Raw genomic sequence first — 19,835 nt, 5'->3', positions numbered from 1 at the left:
AGTATTGTATCCATAGCGATTATTCTTGTAGCAGGTTACAGGGCTTGACGGTATTAAGTATTCTCCAAGAGACAGGGGAGACTGGCATGGCTAGAATTGATAAAGTAAGAGAATATATAGAACGCAGCACTGCGGAAGCGATCATTAAGAGAATTGAGCCGGGGGTAAGCGCGGCAACGGTTGCGGCAGCGTTAGCTATTCACCGTAGTGATGCTTCGGCGGACCTTAATAAATTATGTAAATTAGGCTGCGTAAGAAAGCAGGGAATACGTCCTGTACTGTATGTTTCGACTGCCAAAGCAGAGTCAAAACTTCCCTCCCGGCAATTCCTATCCGGGCAAGAGGACGCTGGCAGCGGGCCAAAGCAGCCGGAGAACGATAATAAGTGCAGCGCCTTTTCCGGTATTGTAGGCAGCGAGGGTAGTATCAAGGCGCAAATTGAACTGGCCAAGGCTGCGGTAGTATATCCGCCCAACGGTTTGCATACGTTAATTTGCGGTGAGACGGGTGTCGGTAAGAGTCTGATGGCGGAAGCCATGTGGCGGTATGCGGATCAAATCTGGCAATCTGAACAAAATCATCAGAAAGTACCCTTTATCACATTTTGCTGTGCCGATTATGCAGACAATTCGCAACTCTTGCTGTCGCAACTTTTTGGCTACGTCAAAGGGGCTTTTACCGGTGCTGTTGAGGAACACGAAGGGCTGGTGGACAGAGCCAGCGGTGGTATCCTGTTTTTGGATGAGATTCATCGATTGCCACCGGCCGGGCAGGAATTACTGTTTATGCTGGTGGACAAGGGGATGTACCGGAGGCTGGGGGAAACCCGGGAAGAACGGAAAGCGCAGTTGATGCTTATTTGCGCCACGTCGGAAGATATTTCAAGTTCTTTGTTAACGACATTCCGGCGACGTATTCCGGTACAGATCACCCTGCCGCGGATCAGCGAACGGCCGGTCAAGGAGAGGATTGCCTTAATCGCCCATTTTGTTAAACAGGAGGCCATACGGTTAGGTTTGCCAATCTGGATTTCCGGGGAGGCTTTGGAGACCTTTGCCTATTATAATTGTCCGGCTAATATTGGGGAATTGCGCAATGACCTGCAGCTTTGCTGCGCTAAAAGTTATTTGGCTTCTTTGGCCTCGTCGGTGGGAAAGCTGACGGTGGACAATACGGTCATTCCGCAAAGAATATTCTCGATGGTCCGCAAGCAGGAAGTGATGGATGCTTCCATACAGAGGATATTTAAAGAAGGTATTCTGGTCGAACCAGGGGGGCAGCCCTTAGTACAAAGCCTCCTGAATGACTACGATCTTCCTATTGATTTATATGGCTATATTGATAAAAAGATTGGCAGCTACCGGCAGATGCAGATGTCGGATGAAGATATAGAGAGCCAGGTAGGGAAGGACTTGGAGAAATATTTTGGTTCCGTTGTACAGGCCTTCTTTAAGCCGGAAAATTCCGACATGCCCGTCAGTATTATTCAACAGGAGATCTGGGAAGCGGCAAGCCTGCTGCTAAATGACGCTGCCGTAAAACTGGGCCGCAAATACGGGCGCAAAACCTTGGTAGCACTGGCCCTGCATTTGCAGCAGTTTAAAGAACGGGTTGCTTCCGGGCGAATTATTTATAATCCCAATCTTAAAGCCATTAAAACAGAGCATAGCCACGCCTATGGCGTAGTCATTGACAATGCTGCGATGCTGAATGACAAACTCGGCGTTAAGATGTCCCCGGATGAACTTGGTTTTGTTGCCATGTTTTTGATTCATGGTTCTGAAGATATCATGAGATCGCATATCGGTCTGATTATTGTGGCGCACGGCCGGGGAACTGCGCAGAATATGGCCGAAGTAGCCAATAATCTGCTGGGAACCGATCATGTAAAAGCTTATGATATTCCTTTAAATAAAAGCAATGCGAAAACGGTAGAGGAATTGCAGGAGGTTATCTTAAAGGCCAACGAAGGCCAGGGCGTTATTATTCTTGTTGATATGGGGTTTCTGGTGACGATGGAAAATATGCTGACCAACGCCACGCATGTTCCGCTGCGCATCATTCCTAATGTGACTACGGCGTTGGTTCTGGAAGCGGGACGAAGGGTTCTGACAACGGATGATAATCTGGAGCAGGCGGTCAGTAATATTTATGAGGCTTACGATGAGTATACGCTGACTCTGAGGCAGCGCAGGAAGCCTAAACGCGATGAGGGGAAAGAAGTTATTTTGGTTACCTGCTCCAGCGGTGAGGGGGTTGCGGAAAAAATCAAGGAAATTCTGCTGGAAAGCATTCCGGCGGCGCGCGATATGAATTTCATCACGGCAGGGGCAATGAACGACATTAAATCAATGGTTGCGGAATTAGGTGAGCAGTTGCGCATCGCCGTAGGCAGCTTTGATCCTCAGATCAGCGGGCTGCCGTTTATCCATGTCAGTGAACTGTTTTCCCCGGACGGTATCAGCCGGATTTGTGCATTATTGAAAATGGAACCGGAGGATTCAAGCCTGTCCGGTATTGACGGAGCTTTGGCCACTGAAGTTTATACGCTGCTTGCCGGTCAACTGAATAAATTTGTTAAGACTCTGCCGGTCGATCAGGTTCGGGGATGTTGTGAAACTTTGGTGGAAAGAGTCAGCGATTATTTCTTCAAGGGACAGATCTCTCAGGATGCCGTTGTGCGTATCTATTTGCATGCTGCCTGTATGTTTGACCGGATTCATGCCGGAGAAGCTTTGCAAAGTCCTGCCTGGAGTAGTCAAATACAGTCGGAACGGCAGGACGAATTCCAATATCTAAAAGGTATTGTGCGGGCGGCAGCGGTTCGGATCAGGCTGGAGGTGCCCGACTCGGAGATTTGCTATTTCTTAAATACTTTACCAGCCCGGAGTTGCATGTAAAAGGGTAGTGTAGCGGGAAAAGGGGATTTTATGAAATTTGAGTGTTGTGTATGCGATTTGGATGGCACATTGCTGAACTCGAACATGGAGATAAGTGAAGAAAGCGTTAAGGCAATACAGCAGTTGCAGGAATGCGGGATCACGGTAATACTGGCCACCGGGCGCAATGATCTTTATGTAAAGGCTCTGGCAAAGCAAATAGGGGTCTCGGCACCGATTATTTCCTGTAACGGCAGCTTGATACGTGAGCAGAGCACGGGTGAGGTTATTTATAGCCGGCATCTCCCTTGTGACCATGACCGGACTATGGTTGAGTATTGTATTAGACGTGGGTATGACTTTACTGTCAGCACCTATGATTGTATTTATTGCCGGCCCGATAGCAAAAGGGTACAGCTGTTTCATCAGTATAACAATAAGGTAGACCCGGAGTTCCGGGTTCCTCTTAAAGAATTGACCCAAGCTGAAGAGTTGCCGCTGGGAAGTTTACTGAAATTATTCATTTGGAGACTTAGTGCAGAGCAGGTCAGGAAATTTGAAGGGCAGCATAATCGTGCTGGATTGCTTTCCATCGTTTCGTCGGAAAAGGATGGGCTTGATATCATGCCGCAGGGCGTTTCCAAAGGAGCGGCACTACAGTATTTTGCCAACAGGCAGGGAATTGATCTGGCTCATACTATGGTATTTGGCGATAATTACAATGATATCAGCATGATGGAACTGGCAGGCTTGCCGATTGCGGTTGCCAATGCGGAACAAGCCGTAAAACAGGCAGCAAAGTATGTAACTTTGTCGAATGATGAAGATGGCGTTGCCCATGCGATACGAAAATATATTCTTACGTAAAGTTGGCAATTTACTGTTGCCAGTCCAGCGGCACAGGCTACTGCCGATTGCGATTGATTAGTGAGTTATCGGCAGTAGCGAAGTACGGAACGGCAGCTTAATATGAAATCAGGGACGAAGGCTGTGAAAGAATGGTGAGTAAGTCATCGTTCTTTTTTTGTTAGAGACATTTCCCGGAAATGTCTTTCCTATATGAATATTGAAAAGTGTGATATTTCGAGAAAAGCGGAGTAAGCGGTTAAGTAAAGAGGTATAATGTTAAAATTCATCACTTTTTAGTGATTCTCTAATTTACTGTACTAAAGTAAAATAGAGATGATCAATTTTTTATCGTGGGGGAATGCATGTGAAAAAAGTGTTGTGTGCGGTATTGGGGTTGTTGCTGTTTGGGTTGCTGGCGGCCGGCTGCGGAAATACAGGACCAAAAAAAATCGTAGTTGGACTGGACGATAATTTCCCGCCGATGGGTTTTAGAGATGAAAATAACGAAATCGTGGGTTTTGATATTGATATGGCCAAAGAAGCTGCCAAAAGAGCGGGGCTGGAAGTGGAATTTAAGCCCATTGACTGGAGCAGCAAGGAGGCGGAACTAAACGGTAAACGGGTCGATGTTTTATGGAACGGATTGACCATTACGGAAAAACGCCGGGAGAATATCGCCTTTACTAAACCGTATATGGAAAATCATCAGATTATTATTGTAAATGCCAATTCACCGATTAAGAACAAAGCGGATTTAGCCGGACAGGTTGTCGGTACTCAGGACGGCAGCAGCAGCGTGGAAGCGATCGAAAAAGAAGCGGCTGTATTACAGTCTTTTAAAGAATTAAAAAAATATGGTGATAATGTGGCGGCTTTGATGGATTTAAAAGCCGGCCGTCTGTCGGCGGTTGTTGTTGATGAAGTGGTAGGACGTTACTATATTGCGAAGAAACCCGGTGAATATGCCGTGCTTACCGACCATTTCGGTGTAGAGGAGTACGGTGTGGGCCTGCGTAAGGACGATAAACAACTGCTGGAAAAAATACAGAAAGCGTTGGATGATATGAAACAGGATGGCACTTCTGCAGCCCTTTCCCAGAAGTGGTTTGGAGCCGAAATTGTTAAATAGTAAGTAGCCAGCCGCAAAGTGCCAATGGCAACCGCCATTGGCACTTTGCACGGGGGCAGCTTGGATGATTACGATACAGGAGAGTTGTTTATGGAATATGTAGGGACGATAATCGGACCAATGCTCGACGGTACGGTGGTAACGCTCCGGATGTTTTTTGTAACGATTGCGCTGTCATTGCCATTGGGATTATTGTTGGCATTGGGGCGTATTTCCCGCTACCGGGTCATAAGCGGTGGAATCGGTGTTTATATCTGGCTGTTTAGGGGAACACCACTCATGCTGCAATTATTATTTGTCTATTTTGCGCTGCCGCTATTGCCGTATATCGGGATCAGGCTGGATGATTTTCCGGCGGCAGTATTAGCCTTTGTTTTGAATTATGCTGCCTATTTTGCGGAGATTTTTCGTGCCGGCATTCAGTCTATTGACCGGGGGCAGTATGAGGGGGCCAAAGTGCTGGGGATGAACTATGTACAAACCATGCGGCGCATTATCCTGCCACAGGTGGTCCGCCGGGTTTTGCCACCCATCAGCAATGAGACCATCACTCTGGTGAAAGACACTTCACTGATTTATGTGCTGGCCATGAATGATCTTTTACGTACCGCCAGGACGATCGTGCAGCGCGACTTTTCCACTACGCCGTTTTTGGTGGCGGCCGGTTTTTACCTGGTTATGACACTGGTGCTGACCTGGCTGTTCCAGAAACTGGAGCGGCGCTATGCCGCCTATGATGAGTAAGGAGCAGAGTAAAATGAAAATAATTGAAGCGTATGACATTTATAAACGCTTTCAAAATTTAGAAGTTTTGAAAGGTGTTTCCCTGACAGTGGGAAAGGGGGAAGTGGTAGCGGTTATCGGTCCGTCGGGATCAGGAAAAAGTACCTTTTTGCGCTGCTTAAATCATCTGGAAACCATTGAACGGGGCAGTATAAAAATTGGCGGTGAATTGCTGGTTTCGCCGGGAGCAGACGGGCGGAGCCGTTACGTGTCCGATGCCGAAGTCCGGCGGATTTGCGGTAAAATGGGCATGGTCTTTCAACAGTTTAATTTGTTTCCCCATTTGACGGTACTGGAAAATCTAATTGAGGCACCAATCCTGGTGCAAGGTGTTAAACCGGAGCACATTATACCCGAGGCTGAAGCGCTGCTGCGTAAGGTTGGCTTGGCGGAAAAACGCAATAATTATCCCTCCCGTTTGTCCGGCGGACAAAAACAACGGGTGGCCATTGCGCGGGCTTTGGCCATGAAACCGGACATCATGCTGTTCGATGAACCGACTTCAGCACTGGACCCGGAACTGACCGGTGAAGTGCTGAAAGCCATGCGTCAGCTGGCTGAAGAGCATATGACCATGCTGGTGGTTACCCATGAGATGGCGTTTGCCCGGGAAGTGGCCAACCGGGTTATTTTTATGGATAACGGCGAGATCGTGGAAGAGGGTGCCCCGGAAGCCATATTTACCGCTCCCGCTCATCCGCGGACACGGGCTTTTCTGGAACGTATGCTGTAGGGGAGGCAGCGGCTTAGCAAGAATACGGTTTGTATTTAGGCAGGGTATGCGCTATGATAATAATAAGTTTATGCACGGATTACCCGGCGTCACAGTTTACGAAAAACAGACAACCGTCTTGTGGGAGGTGAGGGGCTAATCATGGAGAAGCCTTGGCTGACCGAGCAGGAGTTTGCTCGAATGATTGCCGCCAACGGAGGCCGCCTGTACCGGGTGGGTGGCTGTGTCCGCGATGCGTTACGGGGTATGAAGCCCAAGGATAGGGACTACTGTGTTACCGGTATGGTAAAAAAACAATTTAAGATGCTTTTTCCTGCTGCTGAGGAATACGGTAAAGCATTTCCCGTATTTTGTCTTTGGCTTGAAAACGAGAAGTGTGAGGTGGCTTTTGCCCGGACGGAGCGTAAGGTTGGCAGCGGGTATAAAGGCTTTAAAATACAGTCCAATCCAAACGTTACGATCGAAGAAGATCTCCTGCGCCGCGATACGACGGTCAATTCCATCGCCGTGGATTGTTTAACCGGCGAGGTGATTGATCCTTTCGGGGGGATACAAGACCTTCAGTCCGGCATTTTGCGCGCTACCAGCCGGCATTTTTCCGATGATCCGATACGTTCACTGCGCCTGGCCGGTCAATCCGCCCGTCTGGGTTTTTCCGTCGATCCCTGTACACTTCGCTTAGCCCGGGCAACTGCCGGAGAATTAGCCAATGAACCGGTGGCCAGGATGATGGCCGAATTAAGGAAAGTTCTGATGGAAGCGCAGGAACCTTCGGCGTTTTTTAAAGTCCTGGCTGCAGCAGGACTGTTGCAGGCCACTTTTGTTGAGGTAGCCGAACTGCCGGTAGTTGAGTTTCAAAGCAGTATGGAAGACCTGGACAAGGTAGCGGCAACCATGCCGGAAGCGAAGAGCCGGTTTGCCGTGCTGGGGCTGCATTTGATTAGAGAAAGCCTGGAGCGTTGGAATCAGCGCATGACCTTGCCGGGAGATTGGCTTGCTGCTGCGGTGGCTGTTGGGAAGATGAGGGCGTTATTAAAGCAGGCTGCCCCGGAAAATATAGTGGATGCTGTTCACGCTTTAAGCAGGGGGGCGTTGCGGCTGGATGAATTTAACCGGATTGCCAGGGCGGTATCGCTGCCTATTCCGGATTTGCATTTGATAAAAGCAAGGATGGATGCAGCAACAGGAGTTATGCCCGCAGGGCTAAAGGGAAGTGAACGCGGAGCATGGCTGCGCCGGCAGCAAATTGAGGCTGTCGCCGGTTTGGTCTGAACAATCGGCGGCAGTTCTTTTTACCTGCATCAGGGTAGTATTGTATTTTTCGTCATTTTATTTTATAATTATATATCATATATTCCAATATGGGAATATAATAATATATAAGCCTGTGGAGTGGTCTTATGAAATATGTTGATATATTGAAAGCACTTGCCGATGTTAACCGTTTGGCCATTATGTGCTACCTGCGCGGCGGAAGACGCTGTGTATGTGAAATTGAACCCCTGCTGAATATCTCGCAGTCGGCTACGTCAAAACACCTGACGCGTCTGCGCCTGGCCGGTCTTATTGAAGCTGAAAAGACAGCCCAATGGGTGTATTACTGGATTCCCGAAAGCGTTTATCAGCAATATCCGTTTTTAGCGACACTGTTAAACGAAGCCGGCGCTGCGTATCAGTTTGCTTCCGACCAGAAGAAGCATGATTGTTGAAATTACAGTAAGATAATTTGAATGACAGGAGAGAAACGTAAATGAAACGAGTAGCCTTTATTTGTGTGCACAATTCCTGCCGCTCGCAGATGGCAGAGGCTTTTGGACGGGTACTGGGGCTGGGCGTGTTTGAATCCTTTTCCGCCGGCACGGACAAACGTGACAGCATCAATCAGGTTGCAGTACGTATTATGAAAGAAATCGGCATTGACATGGAACTGCGGCAAAAGCCCAAACTGCTGCAGGATATTCCGCCGGCGGATATCGTTATTACCATGGGCTGCAATGTTGCTTGCCCGTTCTTGCCCTGCAGTCATCGCGAAGACTGGGGCTTGGAAGATCCCAGCGGCAAAAGCGACGAAGAATTCCGCCGCACCCGGGATATCATCAAAACTAAGGTCGAAGATTTACTGCAACGCATTAAAACGAAGGCGATTTAAAATAAAACAGGAGAGTGACAAAGATGAAAAAAATCTTGATTTATGATCCGGCCATGTGTTGTTCCACCGGGGTGTGTGGAGCCAGCGTGGACAAAGAATTACTGCGGGTTGCCACCGTAATTGAAAATTTAAAACAGCAGGGAGCCGATATCTCCCGCTTTAACCTTGCCAGCCAGCCGGAGGATTTTATCAAGAACCAGGCGGTGCAGAGCCGGCTGCAGCAAGATGGGCCGGAAGTACTGCCGATTACCATTGTGGATGGCGAGATCGTAAAGACGAAAGAATATCCTGCAAATGAAGAATTTACCCTGTGGACAGGACTGGTGATAAAGAGCCAGAAAGAACATGGCAACTGCTGTTGTAAAGGCGGTTGTTGTTAATGGCTGAAATCTATATACCGGAGCGGGCCGGCCTGACTAAGTATATATTTTTTACCGGCAAGGGAGGGGTAGGAAAAACTTCAACCGCCTGTGCTACGGCGGTCAGTTTAGCGGATAGCGGGAAGAGGGTTCTGCTGATCAGCACCGATCCTGCTTCCAATTTACAGGATGTATTTGGCATCGCCCTTGATAATAAAGGCACGGCAATACCGGAGGTCCCTGATCTTACCGTGATCAATTTGGATCCGGTGGAAGCGGCACGCGAATACAAAGAAGCAATGATTGCACCGTATCAAGGGTTGTTGCCTCCGGCCGTTCTGGCCAACATGGAAGAACAATTGTCGGGATCATGCACAGTGGAAATTGCAGCCTTTAATGAATTTTCGCACTTCCTGACTGATGAAACCCTAAAAGACCGCTATGATTTCATTATCTTTGATACGGCACCTACCGGCCATACCCTGCGTATGCTGCAGCTTCCTTCGGCCTGGAGTACCTTTATCAATGAAAATACGCATGGGGCTTCCTGTCTGGGGCAATTATCCGGACTGGAAAAGAATAAACAAATGTATAAAAATGCAGTGGCAACCCTGGTGGATAAGAGTATGACCATCATGATACTGGTTGCCAGACCGGAAAAAACGCCATTGCTGGAAGCTGAACGGGCATTTAGGGAGCTGTTAGATATTGGTGTCGGCAATCAAATGTTGATCATCAACGGGCGCTTGATATTGGATGCTCCGGAGGATGAAGTTGCGCGTAATCTTTATGAAAAGCAAGAGCAGGCCCTTGACGCTATGCCAGAACAGCTGAAAACGCTTACCACCTACTTTATTCCCCTGCGTGCCTATAACATCTATGGGATAGACAGCATCCGCAAACTGTTAAACGATGATTCTTTCGGGGGAAAAAGCGCAAAAAGCACCATTGCTGCAGTTCACGGATTAAGCGATCTTATTGAAGATGTGTACACGTCACACAAAAAAGTTATTTTTACTATGGGCAAGGGCGGTGTCGGAAAAAGTACGGTGGCAGCGGCGATTGCATTGGGACTGGTTGATAAGGGAGCCAGGGTCCATCTTACGACAACGGATCCGGCCCACCATCTGAAATTTATGCTAAATGGAAGCGAAAGCTTAACAGTAAGTCATATCGATGAAAAGCTGGAGCTGGAAAAATATAAGACAGAAGTGCTGGCTAAGGCCAGAGAATCCGTAGGTGACGCCGATCTGGCCTATATTGAAGAAGATTTACGCTCACCCTGTACCCAGGAGATTGCCGTATTCCGGGCTTTTGCCGAGCTGGTTGATCAAGCCGATGAGGATCAGGTGGTTGTTGTGGATACGGCGCCTACAGGGCATACACTCCTTTTGCTGGATGCTACCCAAAGTTACCATAAAGAAATTCAAAAGAGTCAGGGAGATATTCCGGCCAGTGTACAGGCACTTCTTCCCAGGCTCCGCAATGCAGATGAGACACAGGTGGTGATTATAACGCTGCCGGAAGCCACTCCTGTTTATGAAGCTATGCGGCTGGCAGAAGATCTCAGACGGGCCGGCATTCATTCTAAGTGGTGGGTTGTCAACTCCAGCCTATACCTGACCAATACACACAGTCCGCTGCTAATATCCAAGGCCCAAAGTGAAGTGGAGTGGATCAATAAGGTCACCGAAGTGTCCCAAAAGAATACGGTATTGATAAAGTGGTACAACAACGAAGTGCAGGGACAGGAATTATTCAAGTTAATTTAGAAATTAACGAGATAAAATCTTAGAAAGACCGGAGTCGGGGCAATTTGCCTGCTTCTCGGTCTTTTGTTATTTTTCCTGTGCACCTGTATGTGATGAAAAAGCGCAATAATAAAAGCATAAGATATTATTTGTCGCCGGTATATAGTATAAAACTTCGGGAGAATCCAACACTATAGGGGTATGTTTAATTTCCTTATTCTAGCAGGTTAGGAGGAACATGTATTGAAAAAGTTTGTATGCACCGTATGTGGTTATGTTCATGAAGGACCGGAACCGCCGGAAAAATGTCCTGTCTGTAAAGCCCTGAAGGATAAGTTCAAGGAGATGGCCGGAGAGCTGGCCTGGGCGGATGAGCACCGGATCGGTATTGTCAAGGACATCCCTATGGAAATTCTGGATGGCTTACGGGCTAATTTCACCGGGGAATGTACCGAAGTAGGCATGTATTTGGCCATGTCGCGCCAGGCTGACCGGCAGGGGTATCCGGAAGTTGCCGAAGCGTATAAACGCATCGCCTTTGAGGAGGCTGAACATGCTGCCAAATTTGCCGAAATTTTAGGCGAGGTGGTGGCGGCCGATACGAAAGCCAACTTGAGTGCTCGGGTCGAAGCCGAGTATGGGGCGGCCGAGGGGAAAAAGAAGCTGGCCACGCTTGCCAAGCAGCATAATCTGGATGCCATTCATGATACCGTGCATGAAATGTGTAAGGATGAAGCGCGGCACGGCTGTGCTTTTAAAGGACTGCTGGACCGGTATTTTAAATAAGGAGGAAAATCAATGGATAAAATTAACTGCAATGTGGTTAGCTGTTCCCATAATAAAAAGCAGGTATGTTACGCCAACTGTGTGGATATTGTGGGACCTTCCGCTCAAAAGCATAGTGACACCAGCTGCAGTTCCTTTCTGGATAAAAGTCATTATTCCCGGTTAACCAACAATGTGTTAAGTGAAGGCTCCTGCGACTGTCTGCAGTGTTCGGTGGAAAGCTGCACCTACAACAGCAACCACCTGTGTACCCTGGAGAGCATCCAGGTGAGCGGCGGTGAGAACGTGGATTATTATACCCATACCGCCTGTTCCAGCTTCAAGCTGGAAGGGTAGGGCCTGCCGGCAGGTTACAGTAAAGAAACAGGTGCTGTTATGCGCAAAGCGAACAGCACCTGTTTTTTATCAGGATGATTTTTTTGTTTTAGACAAAAAAGGCGGCCAGTACCAGAGTAATGGTACTAAGCAGTTTAATCAGTACGTGCAGCGAAGGGCCTGCGGTGTCCTTAAACGGATCACCGACCGTATCGCCGACAATGCTGGCCTTATGGGCCTCCGAATTTTTCCCGGCATATAACCCGCTAAGCTCAATGCATTTTTTAGCGTTGTCCCAGGCGCCGCCGCCGTTATTCAGCAACAGTGCCATGAGAATCCCGGTTATCGTGGCAATCATCAGCAAGGAAGCCGCAGCCTCCGCCTTCAGGAGTATACCGACCAGGATGGGGACAACCACGACAATAATGCCCGGCAGAACCATCTGCTTTAACGCCCCCCGCGTAACAATATCGACACAGGTGGCATAATCGGGTTTGGCCGTTCCCTCCATAATGCCCGGTATATCGGCAAACTGACGGCGCACCTCCTTAATGACATACTGCGCCGCATTGCTGACCGCCCTGATGGCCGTCGAAGTAAAGAGGAAGACCAGCATGGCCCCCAAAAAGCCGCCGACAAACACTTCCGGTTTGCCGATATCCACAATACGGTTAAAGGATTTGTCCAGCAGTTGGACTTCATCCAGATAGGCGGCAAACAACAGAAAAGTGGCTAACGCCGCACTGCCGATGGCGTACCCTTTCGTAATAGCCTTGGTGGTGTTGCCGCAGCCGTCCAGAAGATCGGTAATAAAGCGCACCTTGGCCGGCTGCCGGGACATTTCCACAATACCGCCGGCATTATCGGTAATAGGGCCAAAAGTATCCATCGCCAGAATAAACGCGCAGGTCGACAGCATCCCCATGGTGGCTACCGCCGTGCCATATACACCGCCGCCGGCAAGGCCGCTGGCGGCACCGAGGTAATGAGAGGAAAGCAGGGCGGCGGAGATGATGATGACCGGAGCGACCACGCTCTCCAGGCCGACGGAAAATCCGGTAATAATGGTCGTGGCCGGTCCGGTCTGGCAGGAACGGGCGATTTCCCTGACCGGGCGGTATTTCAGATCGGTATAATACTGGGTTACCAACACGAACAAATAACTGGTAATGATGCCGATGACGGCGCAGGCAAAGAAATACAGGCCACTGCCCTTTATATTAATCATTTGGTCGGTTACAAAGTACATGGCAATAATAGATAAAATACTGGTGACTGCATAACCGAGATTTAAAGCCGCCATAGGGTTGGAGTCCTTTGTCCCGGCATCGGTTGTCCGCACGCAGAAAATACCGACAATGGAGGCCAGCAGGCCAAAGGCACGGGCCACCAGCGGAAACAAAATGCCGTTGACGCCAAAGGCCGGGAAAAGAGCAATCCCCAGAATCATCGCCCCGATATTTTCCGCCGCCGTGGATTCAAACAAGTCGGCCCCACGTCCGGCGCAGTCACCGACATTATCGCCCACCAGGTCGGCAATCACCGCCGGATTGCGCGGATCATCCTCAGGAATCCCGGCTTCCACCTTGCCGACCAGATCGGCACCCACATCGGCAGCCTTGGTATAAATGCCGCCGCCCAGTTGGGCGAACAAAGCGACAAAGCTGGCCCCGAAACCGAAGCCTACGATCAAAAGCGGTGCCTCCTGCGGGTTATTGAAACCGTTGAACCCGTAAAACAAACCGGCCACCCCCAAAAGGCTCAGGGCGGTTACCGCCAGGCCGGTCACCGAACCGCCGCGGAAAGAGATTTTGAGCGCCTCGTTCAGGCTGCTTCTGGCAGCCGAAGCGGTCCGCAAGTTGGCGTTAACCGACACATACATGCCGATGAACCCGGCTATGGCCGAGCAGGCCGCTCCAATTACGAAAGCCAGGGGGGTATGTACCCCGTCCTTACTCAACAAACTCAGCAGGATGGCAACAATAACCGTCATGATAGCGATGGTGCTGTATTGCCGTTTAAGAAACGCCATGGCGCCTTGACGGATTGCCAGGGCGATTTCCTGCATGGTCTCATCACCCCGGTCCGCTTTAAAAACATAGCGGATAAGGTACAGAATGACCAGGACGGTCACTCCTCCCGACAACGGAATCATAAATGACAAATCCACTGATTACCACTCCTTTTTGCGATGTATTTATCATACAGGGAGCATTGTCCGGTGTATGCGATGTAAAGATACAGCAGTCTGAGTAGAGTTAGTTTACTTTGCCAAAATGAACAAATGTGCATACTTTTATTATAAACCAAAAGATGGAAGAATCAATATAATTCAAAAATTGGGGGCTTATAAATACTATGTGGATTTTTTCCTGATTATGATAGAAAATCCAAATAAAATTAAAATGGCCTCAGGCTTCAACGAGATTTTGTTCGACGGCATCGTTAAGCAGTCCGCACAGTATGGCTAATGTCCTGCGGTAAAAATAATACTTGTTTTCACATAGCAGGATTTTGCGCCCGAAGGCGGTATTTTAATTTAAGAAACAGGTTAAAAAGGATACAAGGATGGCGATTTTAATTGATAAGCGAGCGCTTGAACAAACAAATGGAATTTATTGTGGAGATCGATAAATTGAAACAGGTGCTCCGGCAAAGCGTAATCACCGGGGCCAAGCGGAATGAAAATGACGCGGAACATTCCTGGCATTTAGCTGTTATGGCGGTCTTGTTGTCCGAATATGCGGTAACGGCGGCTGCATTGGATGTTCTCAAAGTGATAAAGATGGTCCTTATCCACGATCTGGTGGAAATCGACGCCGGGGATACTTTCTGCTATGACGAAAAGGCCAACCTGGATAAACGGGAGAGGGAATTAAAGGCAGCCGAACGGTTGTTTCAGCTTTTGCCTGCCGATCAAAGCCGGGAGATACGGGAATTATGGGATGAATTTGAGGAAATGGCAACGTCCGAAGCCCGTTTTGCCGCGTGTCTTGACCGGCTGGAACCGCTGTTGCTGAATATGCATACTGCCGGCCATACCTGGCAAAAGCCGGGTGTGACCAGCGCTAAGGTCTATGAGCGTTATGCCGTTCTGGAGAAAACTGCACCGGCTTTGTGGGAATATGTTCGGCATATTGTTGAGGATGCGGTGACCAGGGGAATTTTGCGCCGCTGATATCTATCCGGATCAATTCAACTGATTCCAGGATAGTGCGATAATTTTATTTCCTGAAACCTGCTGTTCCAGCTGTCGTCCGTTATTCCGGAGACCATACCATGCAGAGGCCCGTAATTTTTACGTATAAAAAGATTACGGGCCTTAATTCTGCTTGTCAGGGCTGATCTTTAGGACCTGGGTACTATATAAATATACTTCCAGTCTCATTAATAGTTACTAAATTATTTACGAAAATATTAATATGGCACTATGTAACACGCCGGGGAAGGAGAACGATGTATGGACGCAAGTTTTGTGAATCCGTTTATTGCCGCTATATCAAGCGTATTACCGCAACTGGGGTTTAAAACCGTGGAACGGACCAAGGTTTTTCCCAAGGATCAATATATTGAGGCGTTAGGCGTTACCATTAATGTAGGTTTGGCCAATCAGGTCACCGGCAATGTTGTTTTCAATATGACCGTGGAAGCGGCCAGGGGATTATCTTCTACGATTATGATGGGGGCTGCTGTGAATCAATTGGATTCCATGGCGCAAAGTGCCCTTTGTGAAATGGCGAATATGGTTGCCGCCAATGCCGCCAACGCTTTAAATAATGAAGGAATGGCGATTCAACTGGCTCCGCCGGCGTTGTCACAGTCTACTTCACAGTTTAAGGTTTGCAACGGCAGTTGTATCGTATTTGAAATGCTGGCCGATAATCAACCTTTTCAAATTGGCATAGGGGTAAACTAAGCGCGAAAGCAGCCGCAGGCGGCTTTCTTTTTTTTGTAACCAATACCCGGGTCCGGTAATAACCTAATAGTAAAGTGCTGCTACACTGACGATGAGGAGGTTGTTACAACGTGCCCCTAGATCAAACAACCGGCAAACGTGTTCCGATTGGCAGGCATCGCCTGCCGCCGCTGCCTTATCCCTATGATGCCCTGGTCCCGGTCATTAGTGAAGAAACGCTCAGAATTCATCACGACCGGCATCATTTGGCTTATGTGGAAGGGTTAAATCAGGCGGAAATTAAATTGGCGGAAGCCAGACAGCAAAATGATTATTCTTATATTAAATATTGGGAAAATGAATTGGCTTTTCAGGGTTCCGGGCATATATTGCACAGCATATACTGGACGATACTGGCTCCCTGCGGTCTGGAGAGCGAACCCGGACCGCTGACTCTTAAAAAGATTACCAGCCGGTTTAAACACTTTGATGCTTTTATGGAACAACTGATCCAGGCAACCATCAAAGTGGAAGCATCAGGCTGGGGAATCCTCGTCTGGAATCCAGCCTGGAATGCTTTGGAGATTTTAAATGCCGAAAAGCACCAAAACCTGACCCAGTGGGGCTCCATTCCCATCCTGGTCCTGGATGCCTGGGAACATGCCTATTATCTGGATTATCAGAACAACCGGGAAAGGTATGTCCGTTCTTTGGTGGATATTATTAACTGGGATGAGGTTGAATGCCGCTTGAGGCTGGCGATGGAGGGAAAACTGCCTTTACTGGCTTCTGTCGTACGGACCTGAAAAAACAACCAGGTGGGTTGTCTCCTACCTGGTTGTAGTGCGATATGCCTTTTTACTGTTTTACCGGCCCGGTTTCGATGAGCTGGTCGATACTGACGTGCAGGGTATTGCGTTTTTCCAAATAGGTTACATGAGCCGTATTGGTCTCCTTATCGACATCTTCAATCCAGACATCATTATTCCGGTATTGAACGCCGATAATAGCGGGAGAGTTCATAATTTGTTCAGCGCGGTTAGCATCCAAAGCACATGACCTCCTGTTTATTACTGGACGTTGTACATACCGTTGCTCTGCAGGTAGCTGGAAATCCCCTCGCCGTGTTCCTGCTCCTCTTTTTGAATGTGGTTTAATGCCTGACGGACATTGGTATCGGTGAATTCAAAAATAGCGGTATCATAGGCGCCGGAAACGTATTTTTCGGTCATCAGCATATCCTGGCATAATGCGGCATCGGCCTGACTGGCTGCCGGCGAAGAACCGGAAGCTTGTGCGGATGCCTTGTTTTGTGTTGCGCTTTGCTGCGATTGTGCCTGCTGCCCCTGTTGCCCGCTTTGGTTCATTAGCGGCACCCGACCGCTGAGTATGGAGTTAATGGTTGTCAAATGCTGCTGTTCCTGCTGGGCGTAGGATTGAAATAATTGTTTCAGTTTCGGATCGCTGGCTTGCTGGGCACCCTGCTGGTATTTTTTTATACAGACTTCTTCATGGGTTATTTGGTCCTGCAGTAATTGTTTTTCTTTTTGGGTCAATTGCAGTGCCATGTAGTTTCCTCCCTAGTGATTTTACTATAGCTTACCCTAAACCGTAATAAATATGCGAGGCAGCTAACGCGGAAGCCGGACGAAAATAGTGTGATTTTAAAAGCCGGCGTGGTATAGTATAAAGGGTGATGCCTGTGGGCAGTGTACATTTTTACCGGGATGAAGGGCTACCGTTATTTGAATTTAAACGATGTCATTCCGTTAATGAACTTTCTTATAAAAAACATATACATGAAGAATATTCCCTCGGGATTATCGATCAGGGTAAAACGTTGCTGTGGGTTGAAGAGCGCACTGTGCCGGTGGAGAAAAACAATCTGGTGCTGATTCCGCCGAATGTGGTTCATGCCTGCAATCCGGAAAGCGGGCGTCCATGGCGATATCGTATGCTGTTTGTACAGGCCGGCTGGTTTGAACGCAATCTGCAGGACAGGCCGGTACAGCCGCTGGTAAGAGTTGTTTCAGAGGCAAAAAGCCTCACCAGAATCAACCGTTTATTGGCAAATTTTCAATGCCCGGCCGATACGCTGGCGAGAGAAACGAGTATGTTGTCATTGTTTGCCGAAGTGCTGCAAAACAGCGGCCAGGAAAGGCGGCTGTTGCCAAATGAGCAGAAAAAAATGAAAGTAATCCAAGCCTATATTCAAGAGCATTTTTTGGAAAAGATTACGCTGGCGGAGTTGGAAAGCGTAGCGGGGTTAAATAAGTTCTACCTGCTCCGGATGTTTAAACGGCAGTTTTATATTCCGCCGCATGCTTACCAACTGCTGCTGCGGATTAACTATGCCAAACAGGAACTGCGCAAACAGCGGGCGGCGGCCGCTGTTGCCTATGAGGCCGGCTTCTATGACCAAAGTCATTTTAACAAGGCTTTTAAAAGTTATACCGGCACTACACCGGACAAGTACCAGCAACTGTCCTAGGACGTTTTTATTGATGATATCCTTGCGTAACAGCAATTTTTTACAATACAGACAGGGACCGGCAGACTATAATGGTGAGATATGGACATCGATAGGAGTTGTGACAATGAAACAGGCCGTAAAACCGGGGCAGTGGCTAAACTGCCGGAAAAATGAAATATTGATCGCCAATGTGGTCATGAGTATCGTAGCGTTATTCTGGGGAGTTTCCTTTATCAGCATTAAAATAGCCGTAAGTGAGATACCGCCCGTTACTATGGCTTTGCTGCGGTTTACTATGGCATCGCTGCTGCTGTGGGTAGCCATGAGGCGTCTCGAGCCGGACGCCTCATTAGCCAGGAGCGATATACCGCGTATGGTGTTAGGCGGTATTTTTGGCATTACTCTATACTTCTACTTTGAAAACATGGGAGTCAGACTGTCGACGGCGGCCAATGCCTCGCTAATCGTTGCGCTTGTACCGATCATTACGATTGGTCTGGATGTACTGGTTTTTCGCAGTAGAATATCCGCGGTTAAATTATGCGGTGTGTTTATTGGAATTGCCGGCAGTTACTTGTCGGTTACGGCCAATGGCGAACTGGATTTTAATTCCACCAATTTTCAGGGGAATTTACTGATTGTAGGAGCTATGTTATCCTGGGCGGTATATACCCTGTTGAATAAATCGCTACAGGGCAGGTATTCCGGCGTAGTGTTGACGACCTATCAGACTTTTTTCGGCACTCTGTGTCTTATTCCCTTATCGTTGACCGAATACAAAGACTGGCAGCCATTTTCCCTGCTGGCCTTATGCCATGTGGTATTTTTGGCTGTTTTTTGTTCGGTGATCTGCTATGTTTTATACATTTATGTCTTGAAGAGACTGGATGTCGCCATTACCACCCTTTATCTGAATGTAATTCCTGTTGTCGGCGTCGTAAGCGGGTACCTGGTATTAGGCGAGCGGGTTTTTCCCAGCCAGCTTGTAGGCGGACTGCTAACGCTGCTGGCTATTTTGCTGGCTAATCTGGAGCAGCGAAAAACACTGGCGCGGGCAGCAAGATAAACATAAAGGACCTGATCTCACAGGGAGATCAGGTCCTTTCTTACTTATAAATTTTTATGCGGTCTTCCAACGGGCTAAACTCCTTGGCGTCGGGTTTTGCTGTGGGTTTACCGAACGGCATTTGAGCAATTAGCTTCCAGTTGTCGGGGATGTTCCAGGTTTGCTTAACTTCGTTATCGATCAAGGGGTTGTAATGCTGCAGAGAAACTCCCAAACCGTCAATTTCCAACGCTGTCCAGATGATGTACTGCAGCATGCCGGATGACTGCTGCGACCATATGGGGAAGTTATCTTTGTACAGCGGAAATTGTTTTTGCAGGCTTTCCACTACTGCGGTATCCTCAAAGAAGAGCACCGAACCATAGCCGCGGCGGAAAGAATTGATCTTTTCTTCCGTCGGTCCAAATTTATCGGCCGGTACCACCTTTCTTAACGTTTCTTTGGTAATATCCCATAATTGGTCATGCTGGCCGCCTAAGAGAAGAATAACGCGGGCACTTTGGGAATTAAAAGCGGAAGGGGCATGCTTTACCGCTTCATGAATGATTTCCTGGATGCGTATATCGGTAATGGCTACGTCTTTGCCTATACTGTAAAATGTTCTTCTGTCTTTCACAGCGGTCGAAAAATTTTTATCCATACTTTGTCTTCCTCCTGTCATTTGGATA

General features: G+C 48.3%; 21 protein-coding genes. 17 read left to right on the top strand and 4 right to left on the bottom strand.

Annotated elements, in window-relative coordinates; genetic code table 11:
* The first annotated feature begins 86 nt into the window (after positions 1 to 86).
* From P22_RS13200 to P22_RS13145, 12 genes are all read left to right on the top strand, one after another.
* Positions 87 to 2,900, top strand: a complete 2,814-nt coding sequence (locus P22_RS13200) for a sigma 54-interacting transcriptional regulator (protein ID WP_054260713.1) — start codon at positions 87 to 89, stop codon at positions 2,898 to 2,900.
* A gap of 30 nt (positions 2,901 to 2,930) precedes the next feature.
* Positions 2,931 to 3,746, top strand: coding sequence for a Cof-type HAD-IIB family hydrolase (locus P22_RS13195; RefSeq protein WP_054260712.1), 816 nt, complete (start codon positions 2,931 to 2,933; stop codon positions 3,744 to 3,746).
* 346 nt (positions 3,747 to 4,092) lie between these two features.
* Positions 4,093 to 4,857, top strand: coding sequence for an amino acid ABC transporter substrate-binding protein (locus P22_RS13190; protein WP_054260711.1), 765 nt, complete (start codon positions 4,093 to 4,095; stop codon positions 4,855 to 4,857).
* A gap of 90 nt (positions 4,858 to 4,947) precedes the next feature.
* On the top strand, positions 4,948 to 5,601 hold the full coding sequence (locus P22_RS13185; RefSeq protein WP_054260710.1) for an amino acid ABC transporter permease: 654 nt from the start codon (positions 4,948 to 4,950) through the stop codon (positions 5,599 to 5,601).
* A gap of 13 nt (positions 5,602 to 5,614) precedes the next feature.
* Positions 5,615 to 6,373, top strand: a complete 759-nt coding sequence (locus P22_RS13180) for an amino acid ABC transporter ATP-binding protein (RefSeq protein ID WP_054260709.1) — start codon at positions 5,615 to 5,617, stop codon at positions 6,371 to 6,373.
* 141 nt (positions 6,374 to 6,514) lie between these two features.
* Complete coding sequence (locus P22_RS13175; RefSeq protein WP_054260708.1) at positions 6,515 to 7,645, top strand: CCA tRNA nucleotidyltransferase; 1,131 nt, start codon at positions 6,515 to 6,517, stop codon at positions 7,643 to 7,645.
* A gap of 128 nt (positions 7,646 to 7,773) precedes the next feature.
* Positions 7,774 to 8,082, top strand: a complete 309-nt coding sequence (locus tag P22_RS13170) for an ArsR/SmtB family transcription factor (RefSeq protein ID WP_054260707.1) — start codon at positions 7,774 to 7,776, stop codon at positions 8,080 to 8,082.
* A gap of 41 nt (positions 8,083 to 8,123) precedes the next feature.
* Complete coding sequence (locus P22_RS13165) at positions 8,124 to 8,522, top strand: arsenate reductase ArsC (RefSeq protein ID WP_054260706.1); 399 nt, start codon at positions 8,124 to 8,126, stop codon at positions 8,520 to 8,522.
* A gap of 23 nt (positions 8,523 to 8,545) precedes the next feature.
* Positions 8,546 to 8,902, top strand: a complete 357-nt coding sequence (arsD, locus tag P22_RS13160) for an arsenite efflux transporter metallochaperone ArsD (protein ID WP_054260705.1) — start codon at positions 8,546 to 8,548, stop codon at positions 8,900 to 8,902.
* Positions 8,902 to 10,653, top strand: a complete 1,752-nt coding sequence (arsA, locus tag P22_RS13155; RefSeq protein ID WP_054260704.1) for an arsenical pump-driving ATPase — start codon at positions 8,902 to 8,904, stop codon at positions 10,651 to 10,653. Before arsD ends, arsA begins: the two co-directional genes overlap by 1 nt.
* A gap of 222 nt (positions 10,654 to 10,875) precedes the next feature.
* The gene (locus P22_RS13150; RefSeq protein WP_054260703.1) at positions 10,876 to 11,418 is read left to right on the top strand and encodes an NADH peroxidase; all 543 of its coding nucleotides are present in this window, start codon (positions 10,876 to 10,878) and stop codon (positions 11,416 to 11,418) included.
* Between the two features lie 12 nt (positions 11,419 to 11,430).
* Positions 11,431 to 11,754: a DUF1540 domain-containing protein gene (locus P22_RS13145; protein WP_054260702.1), complete on the top strand. Its 324-nt coding sequence runs from the start codon at positions 11,431 to 11,433 to the stop codon at positions 11,752 to 11,754.
* A gap of 88 nt (positions 11,755 to 11,842) precedes the next feature.
* Here P22_RS13145 and P22_RS13140 read toward each other — a convergent pair whose 3' ends face one another.
* Complete coding sequence (locus tag P22_RS13140) at positions 11,843 to 13,903, bottom strand: sodium-translocating pyrophosphatase (RefSeq protein WP_156318950.1); 2,061 nt, start codon at positions 13,901 to 13,903, stop codon at positions 11,843 to 11,845.
* Positions 13,904 to 14,314: 411 nt separating this feature from the next.
* Here P22_RS13140 and P22_RS13130 point away from each other — a divergent pair, with 411 nt between their 5' ends.
* The 3 genes from P22_RS13130 (at position 14,315) to P22_RS13120 (ending at position 16,434) form a co-directional block, all read left to right on the top strand.
* Positions 14,315 to 14,911: an HD domain-containing protein gene (locus P22_RS13130; protein WP_054260700.1), complete on the top strand. Its 597-nt coding sequence runs from the start codon at positions 14,315 to 14,317 to the stop codon at positions 14,909 to 14,911.
* Positions 14,912 to 15,193: 282 nt separating this feature from the next.
* Positions 15,194 to 15,649 carry a chemotaxis protein CheX gene (locus P22_RS13125; RefSeq protein ID WP_054260699.1) on the top strand — a complete coding sequence of 152 codons (456 nt, stop codon included), beginning with the start codon at positions 15,194 to 15,196 and terminating at the stop codon, positions 15,647 to 15,649.
* Positions 15,650 to 15,759: 110 nt separating this feature from the next.
* Positions 15,760 to 16,434: a superoxide dismutase gene (locus P22_RS13120; protein ID WP_054260698.1), complete on the top strand. Its 675-nt coding sequence runs from the start codon at positions 15,760 to 15,762 to the stop codon at positions 16,432 to 16,434.
* A gap of 52 nt (positions 16,435 to 16,486) precedes the next feature.
* Here P22_RS13120 and P22_RS13115 read toward each other — a convergent pair whose 3' ends face one another.
* The gene (locus tag P22_RS13115; RefSeq protein WP_054260697.1) at positions 16,487 to 16,678 is read right to left on the bottom strand and encodes an H-type small acid-soluble spore protein; all 192 of its coding nucleotides are present in this window, start codon (positions 16,676 to 16,678) and stop codon (positions 16,487 to 16,489) included.
* Positions 16,679 to 16,698: 20 nt separating this feature from the next.
* Complete coding sequence (locus P22_RS13110) at positions 16,699 to 17,196, bottom strand: spore coat protein (protein WP_054260696.1); 498 nt, start codon at positions 17,194 to 17,196, stop codon at positions 16,699 to 16,701.
* 134 nt (positions 17,197 to 17,330) lie between these two features.
* Between P22_RS13110 and P22_RS13105 the strand changes: the two genes are divergently transcribed.
* Positions 17,331 to 18,119 (top strand): AraC family transcriptional regulator, encoded by a 789-nt coding sequence (locus P22_RS13105; RefSeq protein ID WP_054260695.1) that lies wholly within the window; start codon positions 17,331 to 17,333, stop codon positions 18,117 to 18,119.
* Between the two features lie 106 nt (positions 18,120 to 18,225).
* On the top strand, positions 18,226 to 19,167 hold the full coding sequence (locus P22_RS13100; RefSeq protein WP_054260694.1) for a DMT family transporter: 942 nt from the start codon (positions 18,226 to 18,228) through the stop codon (positions 19,165 to 19,167).
* Between the two features lie 40 nt (positions 19,168 to 19,207).
* Here the strand turns inward: P22_RS13100 and P22_RS13095 are convergent, their stop codons facing one another.
* Positions 19,208 to 19,807, bottom strand: a complete 600-nt coding sequence (locus P22_RS13095; RefSeq protein WP_054260693.1) for a nitroreductase family protein — start codon at positions 19,805 to 19,807, stop codon at positions 19,208 to 19,210.
* Positions 19,808 to 19,835 lie beyond the last annotated feature (28 nt).

The sequence above is a fragment of the Propionispora sp. 2/2-37 genome, assembly GCF_001298735.1.
In the GTDB taxonomy this organism is placed as follows: Bacteria; Bacillota; Negativicutes; order Propionisporales; family Propionisporaceae; genus Propionispora.
The sequence above is the reverse complement of the archived record's forward strand: the minus strand, read 5'-3'. Positions and strand labels throughout refer to the sequence as shown.

Bases quoted from the DNA above. Each gene is read 5' to 3' on its own strand.
- P22_RS13110 (WP_054260696.1), bottom strand. From the start codon at position 17,196: ATGGCACTGCAATTGACCCAAAAAGAAAAACAATTACTGCAGGACCAA.
- P22_RS13180 (WP_054260709.1), top strand. From the start codon at position 5,615: ATGAAAATAATTGAAGCGTATGACATTTATAAACGCTTTCAAAATTTA.
- P22_RS13170 (WP_054260707.1), top strand. From the start codon at position 7,774: ATGAAATATGTTGATATATTGAAAGCACTTGCCGATGTTAACCGTTTG.
- arsA (WP_054260704.1), top strand. From the start codon at position 8,902: ATGGCTGAAATCTATATACCGGAGCGGGCCGGCCTGACTAAGTATATA.
- arsD (WP_054260705.1), top strand. From the start codon at position 8,546: ATGAAAAAAATCTTGATTTATGATCCGGCCATGTGTTGTTCCACCGGG.
- P22_RS13195 (WP_054260712.1), top strand. From the start codon at position 2,931: ATGAAATTTGAGTGTTGTGTATGCGATTTGGATGGCACATTGCTGAAC.
- P22_RS13200 (WP_054260713.1), top strand. From the start codon at position 87: ATGGCTAGAATTGATAAAGTAAGAGAATATATAGAACGCAGCACTGCG.
- P22_RS13145 (WP_054260702.1), top strand. From the start codon at position 11,431: ATGGATAAAATTAACTGCAATGTGGTTAGCTGTTCCCATAATAAAAAG.
- P22_RS13095 (WP_054260693.1), bottom strand. From the start codon at position 19,807: ATGGATAAAAATTTTTCGACCGCTGTGAAAGACAGAAGAACATTTTAC.
- P22_RS13185 (WP_054260710.1), top strand. From the start codon at position 4,948: ATGGAATATGTAGGGACGATAATCGGACCAATGCTCGACGGTACGGTG.
- P22_RS13175 (WP_054260708.1), top strand. From the start codon at position 6,515: ATGGAGAAGCCTTGGCTGACCGAGCAGGAGTTTGCTCGAATGATTGCC.
- P22_RS13165 (WP_054260706.1), top strand. From the start codon at position 8,124: ATGAAACGAGTAGCCTTTATTTGTGTGCACAATTCCTGCCGCTCGCAG.
- P22_RS13125 (WP_054260699.1), top strand. From the start codon at position 15,194: ATGGACGCAAGTTTTGTGAATCCGTTTATTGCCGCTATATCAAGCGTA.
- P22_RS13100 (WP_054260694.1), top strand. From the start codon at position 18,226: ATGAAACAGGCCGTAAAACCGGGGCAGTGGCTAAACTGCCGGAAAAAT.